Consider the following 19,500-nt stretch of genomic DNA (forward strand, 5'->3'; position numbering starts at 1 on the left):
CGGCAACCGCGTGCTGGTGTTGAATGCCGCCGGCAGGCTGGAGGCGCGCAAGCTCGACACCGGGATTTCCAACGCGGAGTTCACCGAGGTGACGGCGGGGCTCAAGCGCGGCGAGCGCGTCGTCACGTCACCGGAACGGATTGGGCTCCAGGCCGGCATCGCCGCTGTCGAGGAAAAACAGACTACCGTGGAGACGCGAGCAAAATGATCCGGCTCGACGGCATCGGGCGGACTTTCGTGCTGGGCGGCGAGGCCGTGCATGCGCTCCATGGAGTCGACCTTGCGGTTGCTCAGGGAGAGTACCTCTCCATCATGGGCCCATCGGGCTCCGGCAAGTCAACCTTGCTAAATATCCTGGGCCTGCTGGATCGAGCCGATACAGGTACTTACCAGTTGGATGGCCACGACGTGACCGCGCTGCCGGACGACGAACTGGCGCGCCTGCGGCGTGAGAAGATCGGCTTTGTATTCCAGTTCTTTCACCTGGTGCCGCGCCTCACTGCCGCCGCAAACATCGAGCTGCCGATGGTGCTCGCAGGGATGGACCCGGCCGAACGCCGCCGCCGCGTTGACGCGCTGCTCGGCGAGTACGGCCTGCAAGACCGCGCCAGGCACCGGCCTGACGAACTCTCGGGCGGGCAGTGCCAGCGGGTTGCCATCGCCCGTGCCATGGCCATGCGCCCGGGGATGATTCTCGCCGACGAGCCCACCGGCAATCTGGACCGGCATACCGGCCAGGAAGTCATGGCCGTGCTGGAGGGCCTGCATGCACAGGGTGCGACGCTGATCGTGGTCACGCACGACCCGGAGATCGGCGCCCGTTCCCGGCGCAGGCTGCGCATGGTGGACGGCGGCATCGCCGGTGACGAGCCGCGGCAGGATAGCCATGCGGCTCGCTGACGTTCTCGGTTTCACCTGGCAGGTGCTGCGCGGCTACCGCTCACGCAGCCTGCTGATCCTGCTCGCCATGGGAATCGGTGTCGCCGCCGTGGTGACGGTGAGCGCGCTCGGCGAGGGAGCAAGGCTGTATGTGGTGAACCAGTTCGGCTCGCTTGGCACCAACCTCGTCATCGTGCTGCCCGGGCGCAGCGAAACGGCCGGCGCGGCGCCGGGGATCGTGCTGGGCGCAACCACGCGCGACCTGACGCTGGACGATGCGCTCGCACTCAGGCGCAGTCCCGCCGTACTGCGCGTCGCGCCGCTCATTGTCGGGAACGCGGATCTGCATGTCGGCGCGCTACGGCGCGAAGCGCCAGTGCTTGGGTCCACCGCCGAATTGCTGGCGGTGCGCCATATGGCACTAGCCCAGGGCAGCTTCCTGCCCGAGGGCGATCCGCACCACGGCCAGCCCGTGTGCGTGATCGGCACCAGGGTGGCGATGGAGCTGTTCGGCACGCGCCAGGCGCTGGGTGAATGGCTGCGCATCGGGGACCGGCGCTTTCGCGTGATCGGGCTGCTGGCCGGCCAGGGCGAATCGCTGGGCTTCAACACGGACGAACTGGTCATCGTTCCCCTGTCGGCGGCCCAGGCCCTGTTCAATACCGACTCGCTGTTCCGCATCCTGATCGAGGCGAAGGCCCGCGAGCAGATCCAGGGCGCCAGGGCCGACGCCGAGGAGATCATTCGCCAGCGTCACGAAGGCAAGCGCGACGTGACCGTCATCACCCAGGACGCGGTGCTCGCCACGTTCGACCGCATCCTGCGCGCGCTCACGCTGGCGGTGGGCGGCATCGCAGCCATCAGTCTCGCCGTGGCCGGCATTCTCATCATGAACGTGATGCTGATTGCGGTGACCCAGCGGCAGCGCGAGATCGGACTGCTCAAGGCGCTCGGCGCCACCGCCGGCCACATCCGGCTGCTCTTCTTCACCGAGGCGGTACTGCTGGCACTCGGTGGCGTGGCCGCGGGCCTGGCTGTGGGCGAAGCCGCGTGCAGGCTTGCAGTACGGCTCTATCCGGCGATTCCCTTCACCCCGCCCTGGTGGGCCTTGCTGGGGGCGCCGGCCATCGCCGTCGTGACCGCCATCGCCTTCACCGTGGTACCGGCCCAACGCGCGGCAAAGCTGGATCCGGTGCAGGCTCTGTCTGGACGATGACCCATGCGCTACGCGGACCTCATCCAGTTCACCCTCGCCTCCCTGGCTGCTCACCGGCTACGCACCTTGCTCACCGCGCTGGGCATTGCCGTCGGCATTGCCGCGGTCATCCTGCTGACCTCGATCGGCGAAGGGCTGCATCGCTTCGTGATCGAAGAGTTCACCCAGTTCGGCACCAATCTGATCGGCGTGACGCCAGGCCGCACCCAGACCCACGGTGCTTCGCTCGGGTCGATCAACACCGTGCGCCCACTCACGATCGAGGACGCCATCGCCCTGCGCCACGCCCCCCACGTGCGTGTGACCAACCCACTGGTGCAGGGCAATGCCGAAGTCGACTACCTCGGCAAGAGCAGGCGGGTGACGTTGTATGGTGTCGGGCCCAGATTCACCGAGGCGCTGAGCATGCGCGTGGCCTCCGGCCAGTTCCTGCCGGATGACGATCCGCGCGCAGCGCGCACGCTGGCGGTACTCGGCGCGAGAGTGGCGCGCGAACTGTTCGGCGGCGACAACCCGCTGGGAGCGCGCATCCGCGTAGGCGGTGAACGCTATCGCGTGGTGGGCGTGATGGAAGCGAAGGGGCAGATGCTGGGCTTCGACCTGGACGATACGGTCTATATACCGGCCGGTCGTGCCCTGGACCTGTTCAACCGGGAAAGCCTGGTCGAGATCGAAGTCACCTACGATCCCACCGCCCCGCTCCCCGACGTGGAGGACGGCATCAAACGCCTGTTGAGCGCGCGCCATGGTGCCGAGGACTTCACCGTCACGCCCCAGCAGAAGATGCTGGAGGTGTTCGGCACCGTACTCGATGCCATTACCTTCGCGGTGGCAGCGATCGGCGCCATCTCGCTGATCGTGGGCGGCGTGGGGATCCTCACGATTCTCACCATCGCTGTGGCCGAACGCACATCGGAGATCGGGCTCCTGCGCGCCATCGGTGCGACCGAGGCACAGGTCATGCTCCTCTTTCTTGGTGAAGCCGCGGTGCTCGCTGCCATCGGCGGCATGGCAGGACTGCTGCTGGGATGGGGTATCGCGCAGGTGCTTACGGCGGCGTTGCCGGCGCTGCCGGTCCACACACCGTGGTCCTACGCTGTGCTGGCCGAGTTGCTGGCGGTGGTGATTGGTCTGGCTGCCGGAGTGCTGCCGGCACGCAGGGCGGCACGGCTTGCTCCGCAGGAGGCCTTGCGGTCGGAATAGAAACCCGAACTGCAGATTTCTCAGCCCCCCCCCGGTGCACGCTCCGCATTGTGGTGAGGCGCCCCAGGCCAGCGGGCCACCGGCTGCCTGAATAGGGGTTTATGCCAGCTTTTCGCCGGCTTCGGGTTGCGGTCTACTGGAAGCGAATCAAGACATGGCTGGAGCGTGGATCGGTACTGCCGTGGCAGCCATTTCCTTCCAGCCGTTGATTCCTACTTCAGGAGACAACACCATGGTGACCAAGCAGGACGATGCCTTCATTTTGAAGAACCTTCTCGCGCTGGCAGCAGTGGAGGCGCTCGGCGGCGCAATTGCGCTAGGGTTCGCCTTCAATCTCCTGACCTGACTGAAACGACAACGGAAATCCTCCGTCGTGTTCAGGTATAAAAGGTATTAAATAGAATTAAAGAATATTTAAAGCTCCCCGGCACTGGTTGCAATCCAGCCAGTTTCCGGGGATCTCTGTCGTCGGGGACCTGCATTTCCGATACCGCCGCACCGTCCGCTGCCGGCGGAATCCCGAAGCGTTTCGCTCGCGAATTCCCCGCCGGCACCGCCAGGTCAGTTCAGGCTTCCCGGGTTCTGCGCCGCGGCCTTCTGCTTGGCCTTGGCCGCAAAGTACGAGCCAATCTGCCTCTGCGTAACCTCGCCCTTCTTCTTCGTATCGATCTTGTCGAAGTTCTTGTAGACCTCCGGCATGCCGGCTTCCGCCTCCTCGCGGGTCAGCTTGCCGTCGTGGTTGGTATCGGCGGCAGCGAACTTTTCCGCGAATTTCGCTTTCGCTTCCTTTGCATTCATGGGCGCCTGAGGCGCGGCTTGCGGTGCGGCCTGAGGTGCAGGCTGTGGCGCCGGTTGTTGCGCGCCGACGGCGCCAGAGGCGAAGAATGCAACCAGCGCCAGGCTGGCGGTCAACAGTAGCCGTGGAATCATTGGAGTCTCCTGGAACACTTCGATGGTGAGGCCTGCCGGTCCTGCCGTCGTCGGCGGCCGGATGGCTTTTGCAGGGCCCGGCAGCAATCGATCCCCCGGGCCCCGGCTAGGATCATCGTCGGCTTTCCGATATTGGGGAATTTAGATATTTCGGTATCCGATATTAGAGTTTTACCGGGAGCGGTGGTGACGCGCAGCAATGCGCGCTGGCGAGTCACGACCGGGTGGCCCCCGCATCGCGCGCCCGCCCGAGCAGGAACTCGCGCTCGCGGGCGTTGCGCGTCATGCCCGCCGCGCGCTCGAATTCGGCACGGGCCTCATCCAGACGGCCCAGCTTGAACAGCAAGTCCCCGCGCACGCTGGGCAGCAGGTGGTACTTCGCCAGCGCCGGTGCGGCAACGAGCGCATCGACCAGTTCCAGGCCGGCTTCGGGGCCGAAGGCCATGCCGACGGCCACCGCGCGGTTCAGCGCCACCACCGGGGACGGCGCTACCTGGGACAGCGCATCATAGAGCGCGGCGATCTGCGCCCAGTCGGTCTCCTCCGCGCTGGGCGCGCGGGCGTGGCAGGCCGCCAGCGCCGCCTGCAAGGCATAGGGCCCGAGCGCGCCGCCGAGTTCCTCCGCCCGCGCCAGCGCGCCCAGCCCGCGCCGGATCAGCAAGTGGTCCCAGCGGCTGCGATCCTGGTCGGGCAACAGCACCGGGCGGCCCTGCGCATCCACCCRCGCATGCGTGCGCGAGGCCTGGATCTCCATCAGCGCCACCAGTCCGTGCACCTCGCTYTCCTCCGGCACCAGGCCAGCCAGCGTGCGGCCCAGGCGCAGCGCTTCCTCGCACAGCGCGGGGCGCATCCAGTCGTCGCCAGCCGTGGCGGAATAACCTTCGTTGAAAATCAGGTAGATCACCTCCAGCACCGAAGCCAGGCGCGGTGCCCGTGCCTGCGGGCCGGGCACTTCGAAGGGCACGCGGGCCGCGCCGAGGGTGCGCTTGGCGCGCACGATGCGTTGGGCGATGGTGGCCTCCGGCGTGAGAAAGGCACGTGCGATTCCCTCGGTGGTCAGCCCGCCCAGCAAGCGCAGCGTCATGGCGACCCGCGCATCCGTGGAGAGCACCGGATGGCAGGCGGTGAAGACCAGCCGCAGCAGGTCGTCGCCGATATCGTCCGCACGCGCGGCGTCCAGCGCATCGACAAAATCCGGTACCACGTGAGCCTCCATCGCTTCGAGATCGTGGCCGATCTGCTCGTGCTTGCGGGCGTGCAGTGCCTGCTGGCGCAAATGGTCGAGCGCGCGATTCTTCGCCGCGGTCATGAGCCAGGCAGCGGGATTGTCCGGCACGCCGGTCTCGCCCCAGTGCTCCAGCGCGGCAACGAGCGCGTCCTGCGCCAGTTCTTCGGCTAGCCCCACGTCGCGCACCACGCGCGCAACGTGGGCGATGACCTTGGCGGATTCGATGCGCCAGACGGCTTCAATCGCCCGCTGCGTCGGTGTCGTCGTCACCATGCGCTTCAGGCCGCGCTGGTCGCGCCGGGCGCCGAGGGCTCCATATACACCAATTCCCAGATATGCCCGTCGAGATCATCGAACCCGTGCCCATACATGAAGCCGTGGTCCTGCGGTGCGCGCGGCGCCGTTGCGCCGGCGGCCACGGCTTTGGCGACCAAGGCGTCCACCTCGGCACGGCTTTCGCAGGAGAGGCAGATCAGCACTTCCGTGCTGTCGGAGGTATCGCACAGCTTGCGGGTGGTGAAGGACTTGAAGAATTCATGCTTGAGCAGCATTGCGTAGATGTTCTCGCCGATGACCATGCAGGCGGCATTGTCGTCGGTGAATTGCGGGTTGAAGGTAAATCCCAGGCCCTTGAAGAAATCCTGCGAGCGCTGCAGGTCGGCCACGGCAAGGTTCAGGTAGATTTGCTTATGCATGATGTTGTCCTTGGAATCCGGAATCGCGTGTTGGCGTGCATGCCTGGAGATGGCCGGGGCTTACCGGGCCGCCGGCGCCTCGGCCAGCGTCTTCAGGTTGACCAGGCCTTCCTCGAAGTCCTTGCCCACCATCTTGTCCATGTTGAAGACCAGGTGCACCAGCTTGGCGAAGAACGGCACGGCGCCTTGCATCGACCACGTGACGCGCGTGGCACCGGCCTCCGGCCTGAGCGTGAATTCGGCGGTGTTGTGGGCTTCGAACGGCTTGAAGAAATCCAGCTTCATCGTGACCCTGGAGGCCGGCACCGTGTCGACGATCTCCATCCGTCCCACGCCCACCTTGTCGCTCTCCCAGGCATAGGCGGCGCCCTGCCCGCTGCGCGTGCCGCCGTAGGTGCCCTTGAGCGCCGGGTCCTTCTTTTCATACGGATTCCACTGGTTGAAGCTGTGCAGGTCGTTGATCAGCGCGAACACGCGTTCGGGCGGCGCCTTGACGCTGGCGCTGCGTTCCACGCGGAAGGTATCGGGGCGCGTGGCGGTGAAGATCAGCAACAGGGCGACGGCCGAAAAGGCGACTAGCAGGATGGTCTTGAGCATGATGGGTGTCCGAGGATTGGCTGGCTGGGAGGGTTTCGGGTCTGGCGCCGGGTTCAATGCTGGCCCGCGCCAATGTCGCGCAAGCGCTGCACCGACGGGCTGGGACCGAAGTCTTCCAGCTCGAACAGCTGCCGTACCTCGATCTCGCCGTCGGCCAGTTCGCCGTGCGGCGAGGGAAAGCGCCGCGCCCATTCCATGGCTTCATCGCGGCTGCGCACCTGGATCAGCGTGTAGCCCGCCACCACTTCCTTGGTCTCGGCGAACGGTCCGTCGATGACCGTGCGCTGTCCGCCGGCATAGCGGATGCGCCAGCCGGCGGAGGTGGGCTTGAGGCCGGCGGCGTCCAGCAACACGCCCGCCTTGGCCAGTTGCTCGTGATAGGCCGCCATCGCGGCGAAGAGGCCTTCTTCCGGCATCGTGCCGGCTTCGCTGCCTTGCGTGGCTCTCACCAGGATCATGAATCGCATTGCAGTTCTCCTTGTACTCGGGGTAATCCGTTGTCGGTAGCAAGCCTTGCCGTTTCGGTGGCTCTTACCGGTACGACGAACCACGCGCGCCCTGATCGACACGCAATGCGAAAAAAATCCCCGACGCAGGGTAACTACCTAATCTGCGCCACGCCGCGGTCCCCCTGCGGCCTTACATGAAGCAAGGGCCAACCTCGCGGACTTCCACGGTGCACCACGCCGCGGCGGGGCATTCGGCGGCGATGGCGATGGCTTCGTCCTGCGTGGCGCAGTCGATCAGGAAGTAGCCGCCGATCATTTCCTTGGCCTCGGCGAACGGGCCGTCAAGCAGGTCGCGCCGCCCCTCCCTCACCTGCACGCGCACACCGTTGGTTTCCGAGGTGAGGGAGTTGACGCCCAGCAGCGCCCCGCGCGCATTCAGGCCTTCGGCAAAGCGCTGCATGCTGGCGTAGGCTTCGCGCCCCTGTTCCGGGGTGCGCCCGGCGCGCTGGCCAATCGGCTCGACGATGAGCAGCATGTACGGCATAAGGTCTCCAGTTCGTCCAATTCATTGATGGGTTTTGCTTACCGCCCCACATCCTGCACGCCTCTGCCGCCGGCCGCAAGCGGCCGGCGCGTTACATATGGGCGGGGAAAATTTCTGGCCGTTAATTGCAATAATGAAAAGCGGAGAACATTGGCCTGTGCGGGATTACCACTTACCATGTCGACCTTGCTCCACTCGGCATTCAGGACGGCCTTTCATGACTGCATCGCGCCAGCCAACCAACCATCCTTCGTACTTCATCGAAGGCGATACCGTGATCTGGTCATACAACGACCGGCCGCTCTGGGGGAAGGACGGCAACCCGCTGCCCATCGCCCGCCCGCAGGCATTTCGCTGCATCGACGGACGCTGGTTCACCGACGGCGAGCACGTCATCGTGCAGGCCCAGCAAGGCAGCGGCACGGCCTGGTACTACTTCTACCGGATCGAAGACGCCGATCTAGCCACCTTCGAAGTCCTGAACGAGCGCTACGCCCGCGATGCGCGCCAGGCATACATCATTACCGGCAAGACCATCCGCACCCGCAGCCCGCAGGCCTTCCGGCCGCTCACCTACCAGGGCTGGCACTGGCCAGAGAGCGGCCCGCTGCAGCCGGTGGCCTGCACGCATGCTTATTACGCGGTGGACGCAGAGTCGGCCTACTTCAACGGCAAGCGCGTGATCGGCGCCGACGGCGCCACCGTAGTGGGCCTCCCGGGCAACTACATTGCGGATGCCGGGCATGTCTACTACTTCGGCCAGCGCATCGATGCCGACCGCGCCAGCCTGGTGGTGGCGCCCAATGGCGACGGGCCGCTGCGCATGACCGACAAGACCGGCCCGATCGACGAAGGCAAGCGCAGGACCGCGCTCGACCAGGACGAGGTGGAGCGCTGGCGGGACTTCTTCACCGCTCTCCCCACGCTGCAGGATTACTGGTGGCACCGCCTGCAGGCGCCAGCCGCAGAAGCCACGCCAACGCGCGATGTGCGATACGACGGCCATYGCCTCACCGGGCTCGATCCGGACACCTTTGCCGCGCGGGAACTGCCCGTCGGCCACGGCCTTACCGGCGTGTTCTGTGGCGACGCGCACGGTATCCACTGGCTGCACCGGTACAGCGAAGGCTCATGCGAACTGACCCCGCTTTCCTCGCGACCGATATCCAGCTTGCAAGCGCTGGGGGACGGCTATCTCAGCGACGGCGCCAGCGTGTTCTACGCACCGAACCACTATGAAACGCCGCAAGCCCTGCGCAAGGTCGATCCCGCCGGCTTTACCGTGCTGCAGCACTCGTGGGCCCGGGATGCCAGCCGCGCCTTCCATCGCGGCAAGGCCAAAAAAGGCGTGAACCCCGATACCTTGCGCATCGCAGGCTGCTACGCGTGGGACGACGCACAGTTGTTCTGCGACGACAAGCCGCTCAAGGTCGACGCGCCGCACGATACGCTGCAGGTGCCCCACCCCGGCTTCCTGCTGGCCGGCGAGCAGCTCTTCTTCGGGCGCCGCCCGGTATCGGCCAGGCGCGTGCACCTGCCCACCCTCGAATTCCTCGACGCCGACTTCGCGCGCGACCGTAAGCACGCCTACATCGTCGGCTATGTGAACCTGGTGGCGATCGACGGCGCCGATCCGGCCACCTTCCGCGTGCTGGGAAAGGGCCGCGCCGCCGACTCGGCGCGTGAGTATGACGCGGCGGCACTAAAGGAAGCGAGCGCGCCGGCAACCGACTAACGGTGGCTAGCGACACTACATCCAGCAGGATGGGCCGCGCGCCACATGTCACGCAACCGTCATGCGCGCGCCATACAATCGGCGGCTTCCCAATAGTCCGAATGCCCTGGCGATGCCTGACGTTCCGGTTGACTCACACTTGGCTCGTTCCCGCTTTCGGCAGCCCTGTGCCGAGGATCTCTGCGTCACCACGCCATCGGTGACCACGGAGCAGAACAACCAGGAAGTGCTGGATGTGTTCGGCAAGCACCGGGACCTTGCCAGCCTGCCGGTGACCGAGAACGGCACGCCGATCGGCCTGATCAATCGCGCGATCTTCATGTCGCAGATGAGCAAGCCTTATCACCGGGAGCTGTATAACCGCAAGAGCTGCATCGCCTTCATGGACAAGGAGCCGCTGGTGGTCGATGCCGCGATGAGCATCGAGGCCCTGACCTTCAAGGCGGTGGAGTATGGCGAGAAGGCGCTTGCCGACGGCTTCATCATCGCGCGGGACGGCCGCTTCCTTGGCATCGGGCATGGCTTGCAGCTGATGCGCGTGGTCGCGGACATGCAGGCCGAGAAGAACCGCCAGATCATGCACAGCATCGACTACGCCAGCACCATCCAGCGTTCGATGCTGCGCCCCTCGCGCGAGGCGCTTGCCAAAACGCTTGGCGACGCCAGCCTGGTGTGGGAGCCACGCGATGTGGTCGGCGGGGATTTCTATCACTTTGCCGCCTTTGAAGACGGCTGGTTCGCCGCGCTGGCCGATTGCACCGGCCACGGCGTGCCGGGCGCGTTCCTGACCCTGATTTCCTCGTCCATCCTGATCCAGGCCATCGAGCAGCGCGGCCCGCGCGACCCCGGTGCGCTGCTGGCGGCGGTGAACCGTGGCATCAAGCAGATGCTGGGCCAGATCGATGGCGACGACGACACGCCCGGGTCCAATGACGGCATGGATGCGGCGTTCTTCTGGTTCGACAACGCTAGCCGGCGGCTCGCGTTCGCCGGTGCCAAGAGCGCCTTGTTCGTGCTGCAGCCCGGCGACGAAGAAGGCGAGATCCTGGACGGCGAGCGCATGGGCGTCGGCTATGTCGACACAGACCTGGACTTTGCGTGGCGGAACCGCGTGATCCAGACCCAGCCTGGCGGCGTGGTGTTCGTGACCACCGACGGGCTGATCGACCAGATCGGCGGCCCCAAGGAGATTGCCTTTGGCAAGCGCCGTATCCGCGAAGCGATCCGGGCAAGCCGGCATGCCTCGGCGGCTCAGATCAACCAGGCGGTGCTGGATCAGTATCGCGCATGGCAAGGCCATCATCGCCGCCGCGACGATCTCACTTTCTTCTGTTTTCGCGTTCAATAGTTCGCGTTCGATAGTCCAGATATGAACGGTAATTCGATTGACAACGAATATGGCCCATTCTTTGAAATGGCCAGGGAACGCAACGTGATCTTCTACTACGTCGGCTATTTCTCCCAGAACATCATCGCGGCGATGTCGGATGCGGTGCGGCTGCAACTGACGGTAAGCGGCGTGGACGGATCGACCCGGCGCAAGCTCTTCTCCTCGTTCGTGGAGATGGCGCAGAACATCGTCCATTACTCGTCCGATGCGCTGACCCCGCCCACGCAGGACAGCAACCAGCTGCGGCACGGCTCGGTCTGCATTTGCATGGTCGACGACCGCTACCGGCTGATGTGCTCCAACCCGGTGGCGGTCGCCAGGGTGGGACAACTGCGCGCCGCGCTGGAGCCGTTGCGCAGCATGACGCTGGACCAGATCAAGCAGGCGTACAAGGAAACCATGCGCGCGGAGGCGCCGGAAGGCAGCAAGGGCGCAGGCCTCGGTTTCCTGACGGTGGCCCGCGACGCCAGCGCGCCGCTGGAGTACAGCTTCCAGCCTATCGATACGGACCCGGTCTCGACCATGTTCTTCCTCACCGCAACCATCTGAACAATCTGAACGGGATCGAAAGGGAATCTGATGGAAAACCTGTTCATAGCCGCCACGCCGACCTCGCCCGAGGTGAGCTTCGATTTCAAGCAGCACACCCTCTCGCTCAGGGGCGAGTCCTATCCTGAGAATGCCGCCGTGTTCTACGGCGACGTGATTCTGCGCCTGCGCAAGTACCTGGCTGCGTGCGAGGATACGGAGGTCACCGTCCACGTTGCGCTGACGTACTTCAACAGCTCCAGCACCAAGGTGCTGTTCAGCATGTTCGATGCCATGAACGATGCGGCCGACAAGGGCAACCGGGTGACGTTGCACTGGTATCACGACGTGGACGATGACACYATCCTGGAATTCGGCCAGGACCTGCACGCCGATTTTCCGGCCATCGCATTCTTCGACCACGCCACGACGACAAGCTGAGCCGCGCATGACCGAGCCAGATCTTTTCGAGTCGGAAAACAGCGTCCTGGCCGGTGCCAGGGCGGTATTCGCCAATCCCGATGCCGGCGCCCAGGCGTACCGCGACACGCTCGGCGACCTGATTGGCCATTACGAACGGCTGATGCGCGAGACACGGCGCCTGATACGGCGCAGCGACCGCGAAGAGCTGGAAATGAACCGGCTCAACCACCGGCTGCAGGACCTGGCGCGCGAACTGGAGTTCCGCGCGACGCGGGATACGCTCACTGGCGCGCTGAACCGCGGCGCCATCATCGAGCGGGCCGGGACGTTGCTTGCCGGCGGCAGCCTGTCGCTGATCGTGCTCGACATCGACCACTTCAAGCGGGTCAACGACACGCTTGGCCATCCGGTGGGCGACGCCGTGATTCGCGGTGTCGTCGACTGCCTGGAGCAAACCGTGCCGGACGGCGGGCTGATTGGCCGGGTGGGCGGCGAGGAGTTCGCCGCATTGCTGCCGGGGCGCACGCTCGACGCCGCGGTCAAGCTCGCGGAACGCATGCGGCTGCATATCGCCAACCACGCGTTTGCGCTGCCCCGGAGCCTGCAGGTGACGGCCAGTTTCGGCGTGAGCTGGAACCCGCCCGGCACCAGCTTCGAACAGGCCTATGCCCGCGCGGACGAGGCGCTGTACCAGGCCAAGCGCAGCGGCCGCAACCGGGTGGTCAGCCTGCGTGAATCCGATCTCGTGCTGCCGCTGCACTAGTCGCCAGCGGCGCGAGAATACCCGCTCAGGCAGCCAGCGGGAAGCTGGTGTCGAACGTCGTCCGTACATCCAGCCGCTGCTTGAGCAGCCCGGCCTTCAGGTAGAAATCCGCCGTGCGCTGCTGCTCGGCGATCAACTGCGCATCGATATTGCGCCATTGCGTATGGCGCCGTTCGAACTGCAGCCTCGCCGCCTCCGGCGGGATGCCGACGATGCGCGCCAGCGCGGCGGAAAAGCTGTCCACATGCTGGTACGACCACACTTGCGCGCGCACCACGCGCTGCAGGAAATCGCGCAGCACTTCACGCTTGGCAGCCAGCGCGCTGTCCGTCACCGCCAGGTAGCTCAGCCCCGACCACAGCCCGCGTCCGCTGACCAGCACGCGTGCGTGGCCGCTGGTCTCGGCCAGCGCGGTGTAGGGCTCCCAGGTGGCCCACGCATCGACCGAGCCGTTGACCAGGGCAAGCTTGGCGTCCGCAGGCGGCAGGAAGCGCAGGCTGGCATCCTCTGGCTTGAGCCCGGCCGATTCCAGCGCCTTCAGGGCGACGAAATGGCCGATGGAGCCACGATTGGTGCCGATGCTCTTGCCGCGCAGGTCCGCCGCCGTCTTGAGTGGCGAATCGGCGCGCACCAGCACGGCGGTGCCGAACGGGTCCGAGCGGTTGGCGCCGATGATCTTGATGGGCGTGCCGGCGGCCAGCGCGAAAATGGCGGGCGCGTCGCCGATCGGGCCGGAATCCACGGCGCCCGCATTGAGCGCTTCGGCCAATGGCGCGGCGGCCGGAAACTCCGTCCACTGGATGTCGTAGGCGAGGCCCTTCAGCTCGCCGGCGCTTTCCAGCAGCGCCCGCAAGCCGCCCTTCTGGTCGCCGGCCTTGAGCACGGGCCGCCCCTGGGCGGAAACGGAAAACGGCAAGGCGCCGCTCGCGGCAGCCGCCGCGCCGTAGCGCAGGAATTGTCTTCGTGATGTCGTCATGGTGCCGCTCGTCATCCCCTTCAGGCCGCCTTGCGGCCGGCGCCGGTGGCGGCACCGCGCTGCGCCACCAGTTCGCGCACGCGCGGAATCAACTCGCGGCCATAGTCCACGGCATCCTCCAGCGGATCGAAGCCGCGGATCAGGAACGTGGTCACACCAAGGTCGTAATAGTCCAGCAGTGCATCGGCTACCTGCTCCGGCGTGCCGACCAGTGCCGTGGAGTTGGAGCGCGCGCCGGTCAGCCTGGCGATCTCCGTCCACAGGCGCTTGTCCACGCGCGGGCCCTTGTCGGCGGCGGCCAGCAGGCGGCGCGCGCCTTCGCTTTGCTGCGGGCCGCCCTGCTCCAGGCCGGCCGCCGCGCGCAGGCGGCGCGTTTCTTCGAGGATGGCATTGGCGCGGGCCCATGCCGCCGTCTCGGTTTCCGCCAGGATCGGCCGGAACGAGACCGAGAAGCGCACCTGCCGCCCATGCCTGGCGGCTTCGGCGCGCACCCGCGTGGTGATGTCGCGGACCTGGTCGAGCGATTCGCCCCACAGTGCGTAGACATCGGCATGACGTCCGGCAACTTCAATCGCCGCGTCCGAAGCACCGCCGAAGAAGATCGGCACATGCGGCTTCTGGGCCGGCTTCACTTCCGAGAAGCCCTGGGTAAAGCGGTAATACGTGCCTTCGTGGTCAAACGGCTTGTCCTCCGTCCAGACGCGCCGCAGGATGCCTAGGTATTCATCGGTACGCGCATAGCGCTCGTCGTGGCCGAGGAAATCGCCGTCGCGCCGCTGCTCCGAATCCGAGCCGCCGGAGATGAAATGCACGCCCAGCCGGCCGCCGCTGAACTGGTCGAGCGAAGCAATCTGCCTGGCCGCCAGCGTGGGAGCGGTAAAGCCCGGACGATGCGCCAGCATGAAATGCACCCGCTCGGTCACGGCTGCCGCGTAGGCGATGGTGAGTGTGGCGGAAGGGCCGGTGGAGTGATGCGGCACCAGCACGCGGTCGAAACCGGCGTTCTCATGCGCTTGCGCAAACGCCCGCACATAGTCGCGATCCACCGCCGGGCCGCTGGCCGGATGGATTTCCGACTGCTTCTGGCTCTGGATCATGCCAATGATTTCCACGCTCATCGTAGGCTCCTGTTCCTGGTTCTCGGTAACGCCGCGGCGCCGGGATGAAAGGCGCCATGCGGCTGGAACATGAACTTACCCCGTGGCGGTTCAATCCTTAAGGAATAAGAACGCGTGTCGATATGCGGTTTTGCGCGGGAGCCCGGGCGCGGTACCGGGCGGCGCCTGCGCGGTTGGCATCGAAGCCGCCGAAGGCTGTCTCTGCGCGGCCGCGCGATCAGCCGGCAGCAGCGCTCTTCAAGCCGTCCGACACACCTTGCGCCGAGTCTTTGCACCACTGCCTGGCGCCGAGCGGGCTGCCTTCAATCCCTTCTTCCTTGCCGTCGGACAGCCTCACCTTGCCGCGCAAACCCGCAGCCTCGCTGGCATCGCCCCCGCTCGTGTCGACGCCGGGAAGCCCCGCCATCAAAGCCACCATCTTCCTGGCGTTCTTGATGCTGTCCGCTTTCAGGAAGCCCTTTCCGACACAGTAGCTGGTGAGGCCAGCGACGTTGCGGGACATCTCATACATACCCTTGAGCACAGCCGGGTCCGCCTGTGCGTGAGCCGGTGCGGAAAGCCCGATCGTGCCGGCGGCCATCAGGAATACTGAAATCTTCTTGTTCATATCTCGCTATGCATCCATTCAAATGCAGGGTTATTCGATCCACCTGTCGTCGTCGCCGCCACCGTCATCCGTGGCCGGCTTCAACTACCCGGCATTACCAAGTATACTTTTAATCACATGAGGCTTCGCAGCCTTCCGTCAAAACGGGCGCTCCGGCGTCCGTTTTACTTGTTACCCGGCCTGACATCGTTACTTTTTCCGCTCACCGCATGACTCTTCGATTTCGTCCCGCCCACTGCGCCGCACTGGCTTTGCTGCTCTCCACCCTCGGCGCCGCGCCCTATGCCCTGGCCGCCGATGCCGTCCTGGTCCTGGACACCAGCCCCAGGGAAACGAGGGATGCCCCCGCGCTGGATCTCGCCGTGACCCGGTTTGCGGGCAACGCGTCCGGTACCTACTACTGGGAGGATGGCTTGCTGGCCGAGCAGATCCTGTCCGGACTGCAGTCGCGCACCAACCGGGCCGAACAGGAACTCCCCGACGGCCAGCGCCTGTTGTCGTCGCGCCGCCAGTTGTCGGACGGCGCCGAACGCGCGGCCGTGCTGGTGGACGGGCGCGGCGACGTGCTGGCCGCGGCGCTGGTGCACCGCGAGTGCGGCAAGAACGGCTGCCAGGACGACGAGCACGGCCTGCTGTCGGTCTTCCTGCGGCCCGGCTTCGATCGCGCCAAGGCACAACCGCTGGTGACGTGGAGCCAGGACGTGCCCGAAGACCTGCAGACCGACGGCGGCGAGAAGATCGCCAAGGTGGAGACCATCACGCTGGATGCCGGCAACACGACGGCCAAGCCGATCAGGCTCACCAAGGGATTCTCGCCGCAAGTGCCGCTGTACCCGCGGGCAATCGTCCATCGCACCGCGCAGGATGCCTTGAGCAACGCCAAGGCCAGGCGCGTGCTCAGGCTGCAAACCACCGACAGCATCGAGCAGGTGCTGGCCTTCTACAAGCAACTGACGCCGCCGCTGCAGGATGCCGTGTCCGACCTGGATGGCAATACCGGCTTCATGGCAGGCAAGCGCAAGGGGGTGGCGTTCACCGTCAACCTGAAGCAGAACAAGCACTTYCCGACCATCACCAACATGGAGGTCGAGATCAGCGAATGATCCGGCTGCCGGGCGGCGAGGGACCCATCACATGCCGTTGTCGCCTTCCACCTTGCCGATCGAGGTCTTGATCCTGCCGGCGACAGCGGTGCGCAAGCCCTTGACGGAGTAGGCCTGCGCTTGCGCATCCTCCTCCGGCTTGCACACCCACAGTTGCGCGAACAATCCGTCCTTGGCGGAGTAGCCGCCGAACCAACCAGGCGGCCGATGTACCAGCGGTGCCCRACCCGGACGGGCATGTCGGGCATCTCGCCCGCGATATTTGTGCCTCCCGCGCCATGCCAGACGCGCCCGCTCGCGTGACGGCTCCCCATTACCCTATCCTTCGCCCCCCCATCCGCTCGGCCGATGCCGGCTTTCGCATAAGCCCGCCGAGCCCGCACCCCTGAAAATATACTTATGCCACTAAGTATATTCCCTTGGTTTTCGTTCTGCCTTCTTGCCATCGCCGCCCCACCTCATTATGCTTAGTCAACTAAGTTTTATTAACCAAAACAACCGATGTGCACGACCGACCCTACCCGGGAGACGTCCGCCAGGAGTGCCCAGAAATGATCACCAAAGAAGACAACGAACTGCTGTGCCGCGTCGAAGGCGACGCGCCGATGGGACAACTGATGCGCCGGCACTGGACTCCGGTATGCCTGATCGAGGAGGTTTCGGAACCTGACGGTGCGCCCGTGAAATCTCGCGTATTCGGCGAAGACCTGGTGGTATTCCGCGACAGCGATGGTCGGGTCGGCGTGATGGACGAATACTGCCCGCACCGCCGCGCCTCTCTGGTCTACGGGCGCAACGAAGAAGGTGGATTGCGCTGCCTCTACCACGGCTGGAAGATGGACGTCGCGGGCAACGTACTGGAGATGGTTTCGGAGCCCCCCTCGAGCTGCATGGCTCAGAAGGTCAAGCACAAGGCGTATCCCAACAAGGAATGGGGCGGGATGGTATGGGCCTATATGGGCCCGGCCGATTCGGTACCGGAATTCACGCCGCCACAATGGGCGCCGAGCGAAGAGACCCGGGTGAGCATTGCCAAGGTGCTCCTGCCATGCAACTGGGCACAAGTGCTCGAGGGAGCGATCGATTCGGCCCACAGCTCCAGCCTGCACAGCTCCGATATGGTTCCGGCACGGGTGAGCAGCGCAAAGGCCACCTCGAACCTCTGGCTCCGTCCCTCGACCGACAAGGCGCCGCGCTTGCAGGTGCAGCGCGGCGGCTACGGATTCCGCTATGCAGCCATTCGCCGGCCCATCCAGCAGGCGCAGACCCACGACTACGTCCGCTCGACCGTGTTCGTTGCCCCCGCGACGGCATTGATTCCTCCAAACAATCTCTACAACGTCGCCAACGTCAACGTCCCGATGGATGACACGAACACGGCGTTCTACTTTATCGCCTGGGGCCATCCTGCGCAGACACCCGAGACCGAATCCTGGCGCAAGTTCCTCCGCCAGACCGTGGGCGTCGACCTGGACCCGTCCTACCGGCCGCTGCGTAATATGGAGAACCGCTTCTGGCAGGATCGCCAGGCCATGAAGGCTGGCAACTTCACCGGCATCTCAGGCTTTCCCAATCAGGACGTGGCAATGTGGCTGACCATGGGGCCGATTGCTGACCGAACCCATGACCGGCTCGGTGCCAGCGATCTCGCCATCGTCGAGTTCCGCAAGCAGATGCTGGATGCCGTCAAGGCCTTTCAGGAAGGCGGCGAGGCGATCGGCACCGGCACCAACGCGGTTCCCGCCGACGTCTGCGCGTTCCAGGCCGTCGTGCCGAAGTCGGACGACTGGCGGACCTTCGCTGTCTCCTACGTATGGGCCGATGGCCAGGACCGGCCGGAGTTCGAGCCCTCTTACTCGATCACGGCGTAGGACGCTCCCGGCGCCTTTCCATTCATCAGACCCAGCCCCCGGAGCCATCGCACGATGACAAAACTACGCCTTTCCGTCGCCATGGGCGACTATGACCGCACCCGCGCCCTGCTCGATGGCCGCATCCAGATCGACGGCGTCGATCCGGTCTACATGACCCTCACCCCCGAGGAGATGTTCTTCCGCGCGATGCGCAGCCAGGACTTCGATATCACGGAGCTTTCCTTCTCGAGCTATCTGGTCAAGCACTCGCGTGGCGACTGCCCGTACATCGCCGTCCCCGTCTTTCTCTCCCGTGCTTTCCGCCATACGTCTATCTATGTCCGCAAGGACCGCATCAAGCGGCCCGAAGACCTGAAAGGCTGCCGCATCGGCATCCCCGAATACCAGCTCACCGCGCTCGTATGGGCGCGAGCGATCCTCCAGGACGAGTACGGGGTCCACCCGTCCGACGTCACGTGGGTGCGCGGCGGCATCGATACGCCGGGCCGCCCGGAGAAGATCAAGCTCCAGTTGCCGCCCGACGTTCGCGTCGAGCCCGCGCCGGAAGGACGCACGATCTCGGACATGCTCGACCGCGGCGAGATCGACGGCTTTATCGCGCCCCGGCCGCCTGGCGCCACGGCATTGCGCAACGAGAACATTGCCTGGCTGTTCGATGATCCCACCGCGGAAGCCAAGGACTATTTCCGTCGCACGGGTGTCTTTCCGATCATGCACGTGGTTGGCGTCCGGAAGACCCTGGCGCAAGCCCATCCCTGGCTTCCCGGCGCGGTGTTCAAGGCGTTCAACCAGTCCAAGGCCCACGCACTCGAACAGCTGTCCGACACGTCGGCGACAAAAGTGACCATGCCCTTTGTCGAAGAGATGCTGAAGGGCGCGCGCGAGACGCTCGGCGAAGACTACTGGTCCTACGGTGTTCAAGCGAACCGCCGGACCCTGGAAACCTTCGTACGGCATCACCATGGCCAAGGACTGTCCGAGCGCCCGGTCCCGGTGGAAGACATCTTTCACCCGTCCACCTACGAGTCATACAGCATTTGACAAGATCGCGCGCGCGGATGCATCGGGGGAGTGGACCGGGAATCGCTGCGCGCCATCGACCTGTCAATGCGGTTCGACGCCTGAAATGAGAGATTTATGACGACCATCACACAGCCCCTCGCCGATACGCGGATGCTCTTGCGTATCGCCCGCATCCATGACCCGGCGGAAGGGATCCGCAGCTTCGAGCTCGTGCAGCCC

Annotated in this window: 22 protein-coding genes; 12 read left to right on the plus strand and 10 right to left on the minus strand. The window is 65.3% G+C overall.

Going from position 1 to position 19,500, the window contains the following annotated elements:
- From AC1DKD_RS24325 to AC1DKD_RS24340, 4 genes are all read left to right on the plus strand, one after another.
- Positions 1 to 208, plus strand: a 208-nt coding sequence (locus AC1DKD_RS24325; protein ID WP_477143800.1) for a permuted SH3 domain-containing protein, incomplete at its 5' end; no start/stop codon positions are given.
- Complete coding sequence (locus tag AC1DKD_RS24330; RefSeq protein WP_441630281.1) at positions 205 to 900, plus strand: ABC transporter ATP-binding protein; 696 nt, start codon at positions 205 to 207, stop codon at positions 898 to 900. The genes AC1DKD_RS24325 and AC1DKD_RS24330, both read left to right, overlap by 4 nt.
- Positions 887 to 2,095, plus strand: coding sequence for an ABC transporter permease (locus AC1DKD_RS24335; RefSeq protein WP_441630283.1), 1,209 nt, complete (start codon positions 887 to 889; stop codon positions 2,093 to 2,095). Before AC1DKD_RS24330 ends, AC1DKD_RS24335 begins: the two co-directional genes overlap by 14 nt.
- A gap of 3 nt (positions 2,096 to 2,098) precedes the next feature.
- A complete protein-coding gene (locus AC1DKD_RS24340) occupies positions 2,099 to 3,298 on the plus strand; it encodes an ABC transporter permease (RefSeq protein WP_441630285.1) in 1,200 nt (399 codons plus the stop codon).
- Positions 3,299 to 3,859: 561 nt separating this feature from the next.
- On the opposite strand, the gene AC1DKD_RS24345 is transcribed toward AC1DKD_RS24340, so the two are convergent.
- From AC1DKD_RS24345 to AC1DKD_RS24370, 6 genes are all read right to left on the minus strand, one after another.
- Positions 3,860 to 4,228 carry a calcium-binding protein gene (locus AC1DKD_RS24345; RefSeq protein ID WP_441630287.1) on the minus strand — a complete coding sequence of 123 codons (369 nt, stop codon included), beginning with the start codon at positions 4,226 to 4,228 and terminating at the stop codon, positions 3,860 to 3,862.
- A gap of 214 nt (positions 4,229 to 4,442) precedes the next feature.
- Complete coding sequence (locus tag AC1DKD_RS24350) at positions 4,443 to 5,729, minus strand: RNA polymerase sigma factor (protein WP_477143801.1); 1,287 nt, start codon at positions 5,727 to 5,729, stop codon at positions 4,443 to 4,445.
- Between the two features lie 5 nt (positions 5,730 to 5,734).
- Complete coding sequence (locus tag AC1DKD_RS24355) at positions 5,735 to 6,151, minus strand: VOC family protein (RefSeq protein ID WP_441630290.1); 417 nt, start codon at positions 6,149 to 6,151, stop codon at positions 5,735 to 5,737.
- A gap of 60 nt (positions 6,152 to 6,211) precedes the next feature.
- Positions 6,212 to 6,748 carry an SRPBCC family protein gene (locus AC1DKD_RS24360; protein ID WP_441630292.1) on the minus strand — a complete coding sequence of 179 codons (537 nt, stop codon included), beginning with the start codon at positions 6,746 to 6,748 and terminating at the stop codon, positions 6,212 to 6,214.
- A 53-nt stretch (positions 6,749 to 6,801) separates the two neighbouring features.
- Positions 6,802 to 7,215 carry a YciI family protein gene (locus tag AC1DKD_RS24365; RefSeq protein ID WP_477103911.1) on the minus strand — a complete coding sequence of 138 codons (414 nt, stop codon included), beginning with the start codon at positions 7,213 to 7,215 and terminating at the stop codon, positions 6,802 to 6,804.
- Between the two features lie 172 nt (positions 7,216 to 7,387).
- Complete coding sequence (locus tag AC1DKD_RS24370) at positions 7,388 to 7,741, minus strand: YciI family protein (RefSeq protein WP_045242417.1); 354 nt, start codon at positions 7,739 to 7,741, stop codon at positions 7,388 to 7,390.
- 217 nt (positions 7,742 to 7,958) lie between these two features.
- Here AC1DKD_RS24370 and AC1DKD_RS24375 point away from each other — a divergent pair, with 217 nt between their 5' ends.
- The 5 genes from AC1DKD_RS24375 (at position 7,959) to AC1DKD_RS24395 (ending at position 12,580) form a co-directional block, all read left to right on the plus strand.
- Positions 7,959 to 9,476, plus strand: coding sequence for a hypothetical protein (locus AC1DKD_RS24375; protein WP_477143802.1), 1,518 nt, complete (start codon positions 7,959 to 7,961; stop codon positions 9,474 to 9,476).
- 112 nt (positions 9,477 to 9,588) lie between these two features.
- A complete protein-coding gene (locus tag AC1DKD_RS24380) occupies positions 9,589 to 10,824 on the plus strand; it encodes a SpoIIE family protein phosphatase (protein ID WP_441630299.1) in 1,236 nt (411 codons plus the stop codon).
- A 21-nt stretch (positions 10,825 to 10,845) separates the two neighbouring features.
- Positions 10,846 to 11,415 carry a SiaB family protein kinase gene (locus AC1DKD_RS24385; protein ID WP_441630301.1) on the plus strand — a complete coding sequence of 190 codons (570 nt, stop codon included), beginning with the start codon at positions 10,846 to 10,848 and terminating at the stop codon, positions 11,413 to 11,415.
- A 30-nt stretch (positions 11,416 to 11,445) separates the two neighbouring features.
- Positions 11,446 to 11,835 (plus strand): DUF1987 domain-containing protein, encoded by a 390-nt coding sequence (locus AC1DKD_RS24390; protein ID WP_035870302.1) that lies wholly within the window; start codon positions 11,446 to 11,448, stop codon positions 11,833 to 11,835.
- A gap of 7 nt (positions 11,836 to 11,842) precedes the next feature.
- The gene (locus AC1DKD_RS24395) at positions 11,843 to 12,580 is read left to right on the plus strand and encodes a GGDEF domain-containing protein (protein ID WP_441630303.1); all 738 of its coding nucleotides are present in this window, start codon (positions 11,843 to 11,845) and stop codon (positions 12,578 to 12,580) included.
- A 25-nt stretch (positions 12,581 to 12,605) separates the two neighbouring features.
- On the opposite strand, the gene AC1DKD_RS24400 is transcribed toward AC1DKD_RS24395, so the two are convergent.
- The 3 genes from AC1DKD_RS24400 to AC1DKD_RS24410 all read right to left on the minus strand — a co-directional run bounded on the left by AC1DKD_RS24400 (position 12,606) and on the right by AC1DKD_RS24410 (position 15,281).
- Positions 12,606 to 13,556, minus strand: a complete 951-nt coding sequence (locus AC1DKD_RS24400) for an ABC transporter substrate-binding protein (protein ID WP_441630305.1) — start codon at positions 13,554 to 13,556, stop codon at positions 12,606 to 12,608.
- Positions 13,557 to 13,576: 20 nt separating this feature from the next.
- Complete coding sequence (locus tag AC1DKD_RS24405; RefSeq protein WP_477103914.1) at positions 13,577 to 14,674, minus strand: LLM class flavin-dependent oxidoreductase; 1,098 nt, start codon at positions 14,672 to 14,674, stop codon at positions 13,577 to 13,579.
- A gap of 217 nt (positions 14,675 to 14,891) precedes the next feature.
- A complete protein-coding gene (locus AC1DKD_RS24410) occupies positions 14,892 to 15,281 on the minus strand; it encodes a hypothetical protein (RefSeq protein WP_441630309.1) in 390 nt (129 codons plus the stop codon).
- Between the two features lie 209 nt (positions 15,282 to 15,490).
- Between AC1DKD_RS24410 and AC1DKD_RS24415 the strand changes: the two genes are divergently transcribed.
- The gene (locus AC1DKD_RS24415; protein WP_441630311.1) at positions 15,491 to 16,384 is read left to right on the plus strand and encodes a hypothetical protein; all 894 of its coding nucleotides are present in this window, start codon (positions 15,491 to 15,493) and stop codon (positions 16,382 to 16,384) included.
- Positions 16,385 to 16,411: 27 nt separating this feature from the next.
- Here the strand turns inward: AC1DKD_RS24415 and AC1DKD_RS24420 are convergent, their stop codons facing one another.
- The gene (locus AC1DKD_RS24420) at positions 16,412 to 16,549 is read right to left on the minus strand and encodes a hypothetical protein (RefSeq protein ID WP_441630313.1); all 138 of its coding nucleotides are present in this window, start codon (positions 16,547 to 16,549) and stop codon (positions 16,412 to 16,414) included.
- Between the two features lie 386 nt (positions 16,550 to 16,935).
- On the opposite strand from AC1DKD_RS24420, the gene AC1DKD_RS24425 reads away from it, so the two are divergent.
- Entirely contained in the window at positions 16,936 to 18,255 is a 1,320-nt protein-coding gene (locus AC1DKD_RS24425; RefSeq protein ID WP_441630314.1) for a Rieske 2Fe-2S domain-containing protein, read from the plus strand.
- A 54-nt stretch (positions 18,256 to 18,309) separates the two neighbouring features.
- Complete coding sequence (locus AC1DKD_RS24430) at positions 18,310 to 19,299, plus strand: substrate-binding domain-containing protein (RefSeq protein WP_441630316.1); 990 nt, start codon at positions 18,310 to 18,312, stop codon at positions 19,297 to 19,299.
- Positions 19,300 to 19,500: the final 201 nt, after the last annotated feature.

The organism is Cupriavidus sp. 05T313 (assembly GCF_056396665.1).

Excerpts from the sequence above, each read along its gene's own strand:
- AC1DKD_RS24330 (WP_441630281.1), top strand. The coding sequence starts at position 205 with ATGATCCGGCTCGACGGCATCGGGCGGACTTTCGTGCTGGGCGGCGAG.
- AC1DKD_RS24335 (WP_441630283.1), top strand. The coding sequence starts at position 887 with ATGCGGCTCGCTGACGTTCTCGGTTTCACCTGGCAGGTGCTGCGCGGC.
- AC1DKD_RS24340 (WP_441630285.1), top strand. The coding sequence starts at position 2,099 with ATGCGCTACGCGGACCTCATCCAGTTCACCCTCGCCTCCCTGGCTGCT.
- AC1DKD_RS24345 (WP_441630287.1), bottom strand. The coding sequence starts at position 4,228 with ATGATTCCACGGCTACTGTTGACCGCCAGCCTGGCGCTGGTTGCATTC.
- AC1DKD_RS24355 (WP_441630290.1), bottom strand. The coding sequence starts at position 6,151 with ATGCATAAGCAAATCTACCTGAACCTTGCCGTGGCCGACCTGCAGCGC.
- AC1DKD_RS24360 (WP_441630292.1), bottom strand. The coding sequence starts at position 6,748 with ATGCTCAAGACCATCCTGCTAGTCGCCTTTTCGGCCGTCGCCCTGTTG.
- AC1DKD_RS24365 (WP_477103911.1), bottom strand. The coding sequence starts at position 7,215 with ATGCGATTCATGATCCTGGTGAGAGCCACGCAAGGCAGCGAAGCCGGC.
- AC1DKD_RS24370 (WP_045242417.1), bottom strand. The coding sequence starts at position 7,741 with ATGCCGTACATGCTGCTCATCGTCGAGCCGATTGGCCAGCGCGCCGGG.
- AC1DKD_RS24380 (WP_441630299.1), top strand. The coding sequence starts at position 9,589 with ATGCCTGACGTTCCGGTTGACTCACACTTGGCTCGTTCCCGCTTTCGG.
- AC1DKD_RS24385 (WP_441630301.1), top strand. The coding sequence starts at position 10,846 with ATGAACGGTAATTCGATTGACAACGAATATGGCCCATTCTTTGAAATG.
- AC1DKD_RS24395 (WP_441630303.1), top strand. The coding sequence starts at position 11,843 with ATGACCGAGCCAGATCTTTTCGAGTCGGAAAACAGCGTCCTGGCCGGT.
- AC1DKD_RS24400 (WP_441630305.1), bottom strand. The coding sequence starts at position 13,556 with ATGACGACATCACGAAGACAATTCCTGCGCTACGGCGCGGCGGCTGCC.
- AC1DKD_RS24405 (WP_477103914.1), bottom strand. The coding sequence starts at position 14,674 with ATGAGCGTGGAAATCATTGGCATGATCCAGAGCCAGAAGCAGTCGGAA.
- AC1DKD_RS24410 (WP_441630309.1), bottom strand. The coding sequence starts at position 15,281 with ATGAACAAGAAGATTTCAGTATTCCTGATGGCCGCCGGCACGATCGGG.
- AC1DKD_RS24425 (WP_441630314.1), top strand. The coding sequence starts at position 16,936 with ATGATCACCAAAGAAGACAACGAACTGCTGTGCCGCGTCGAAGGCGAC.
- AC1DKD_RS24430 (WP_441630316.1), top strand. The coding sequence starts at position 18,310 with ATGACAAAACTACGCCTTTCCGTCGCCATGGGCGACTATGACCGCACC.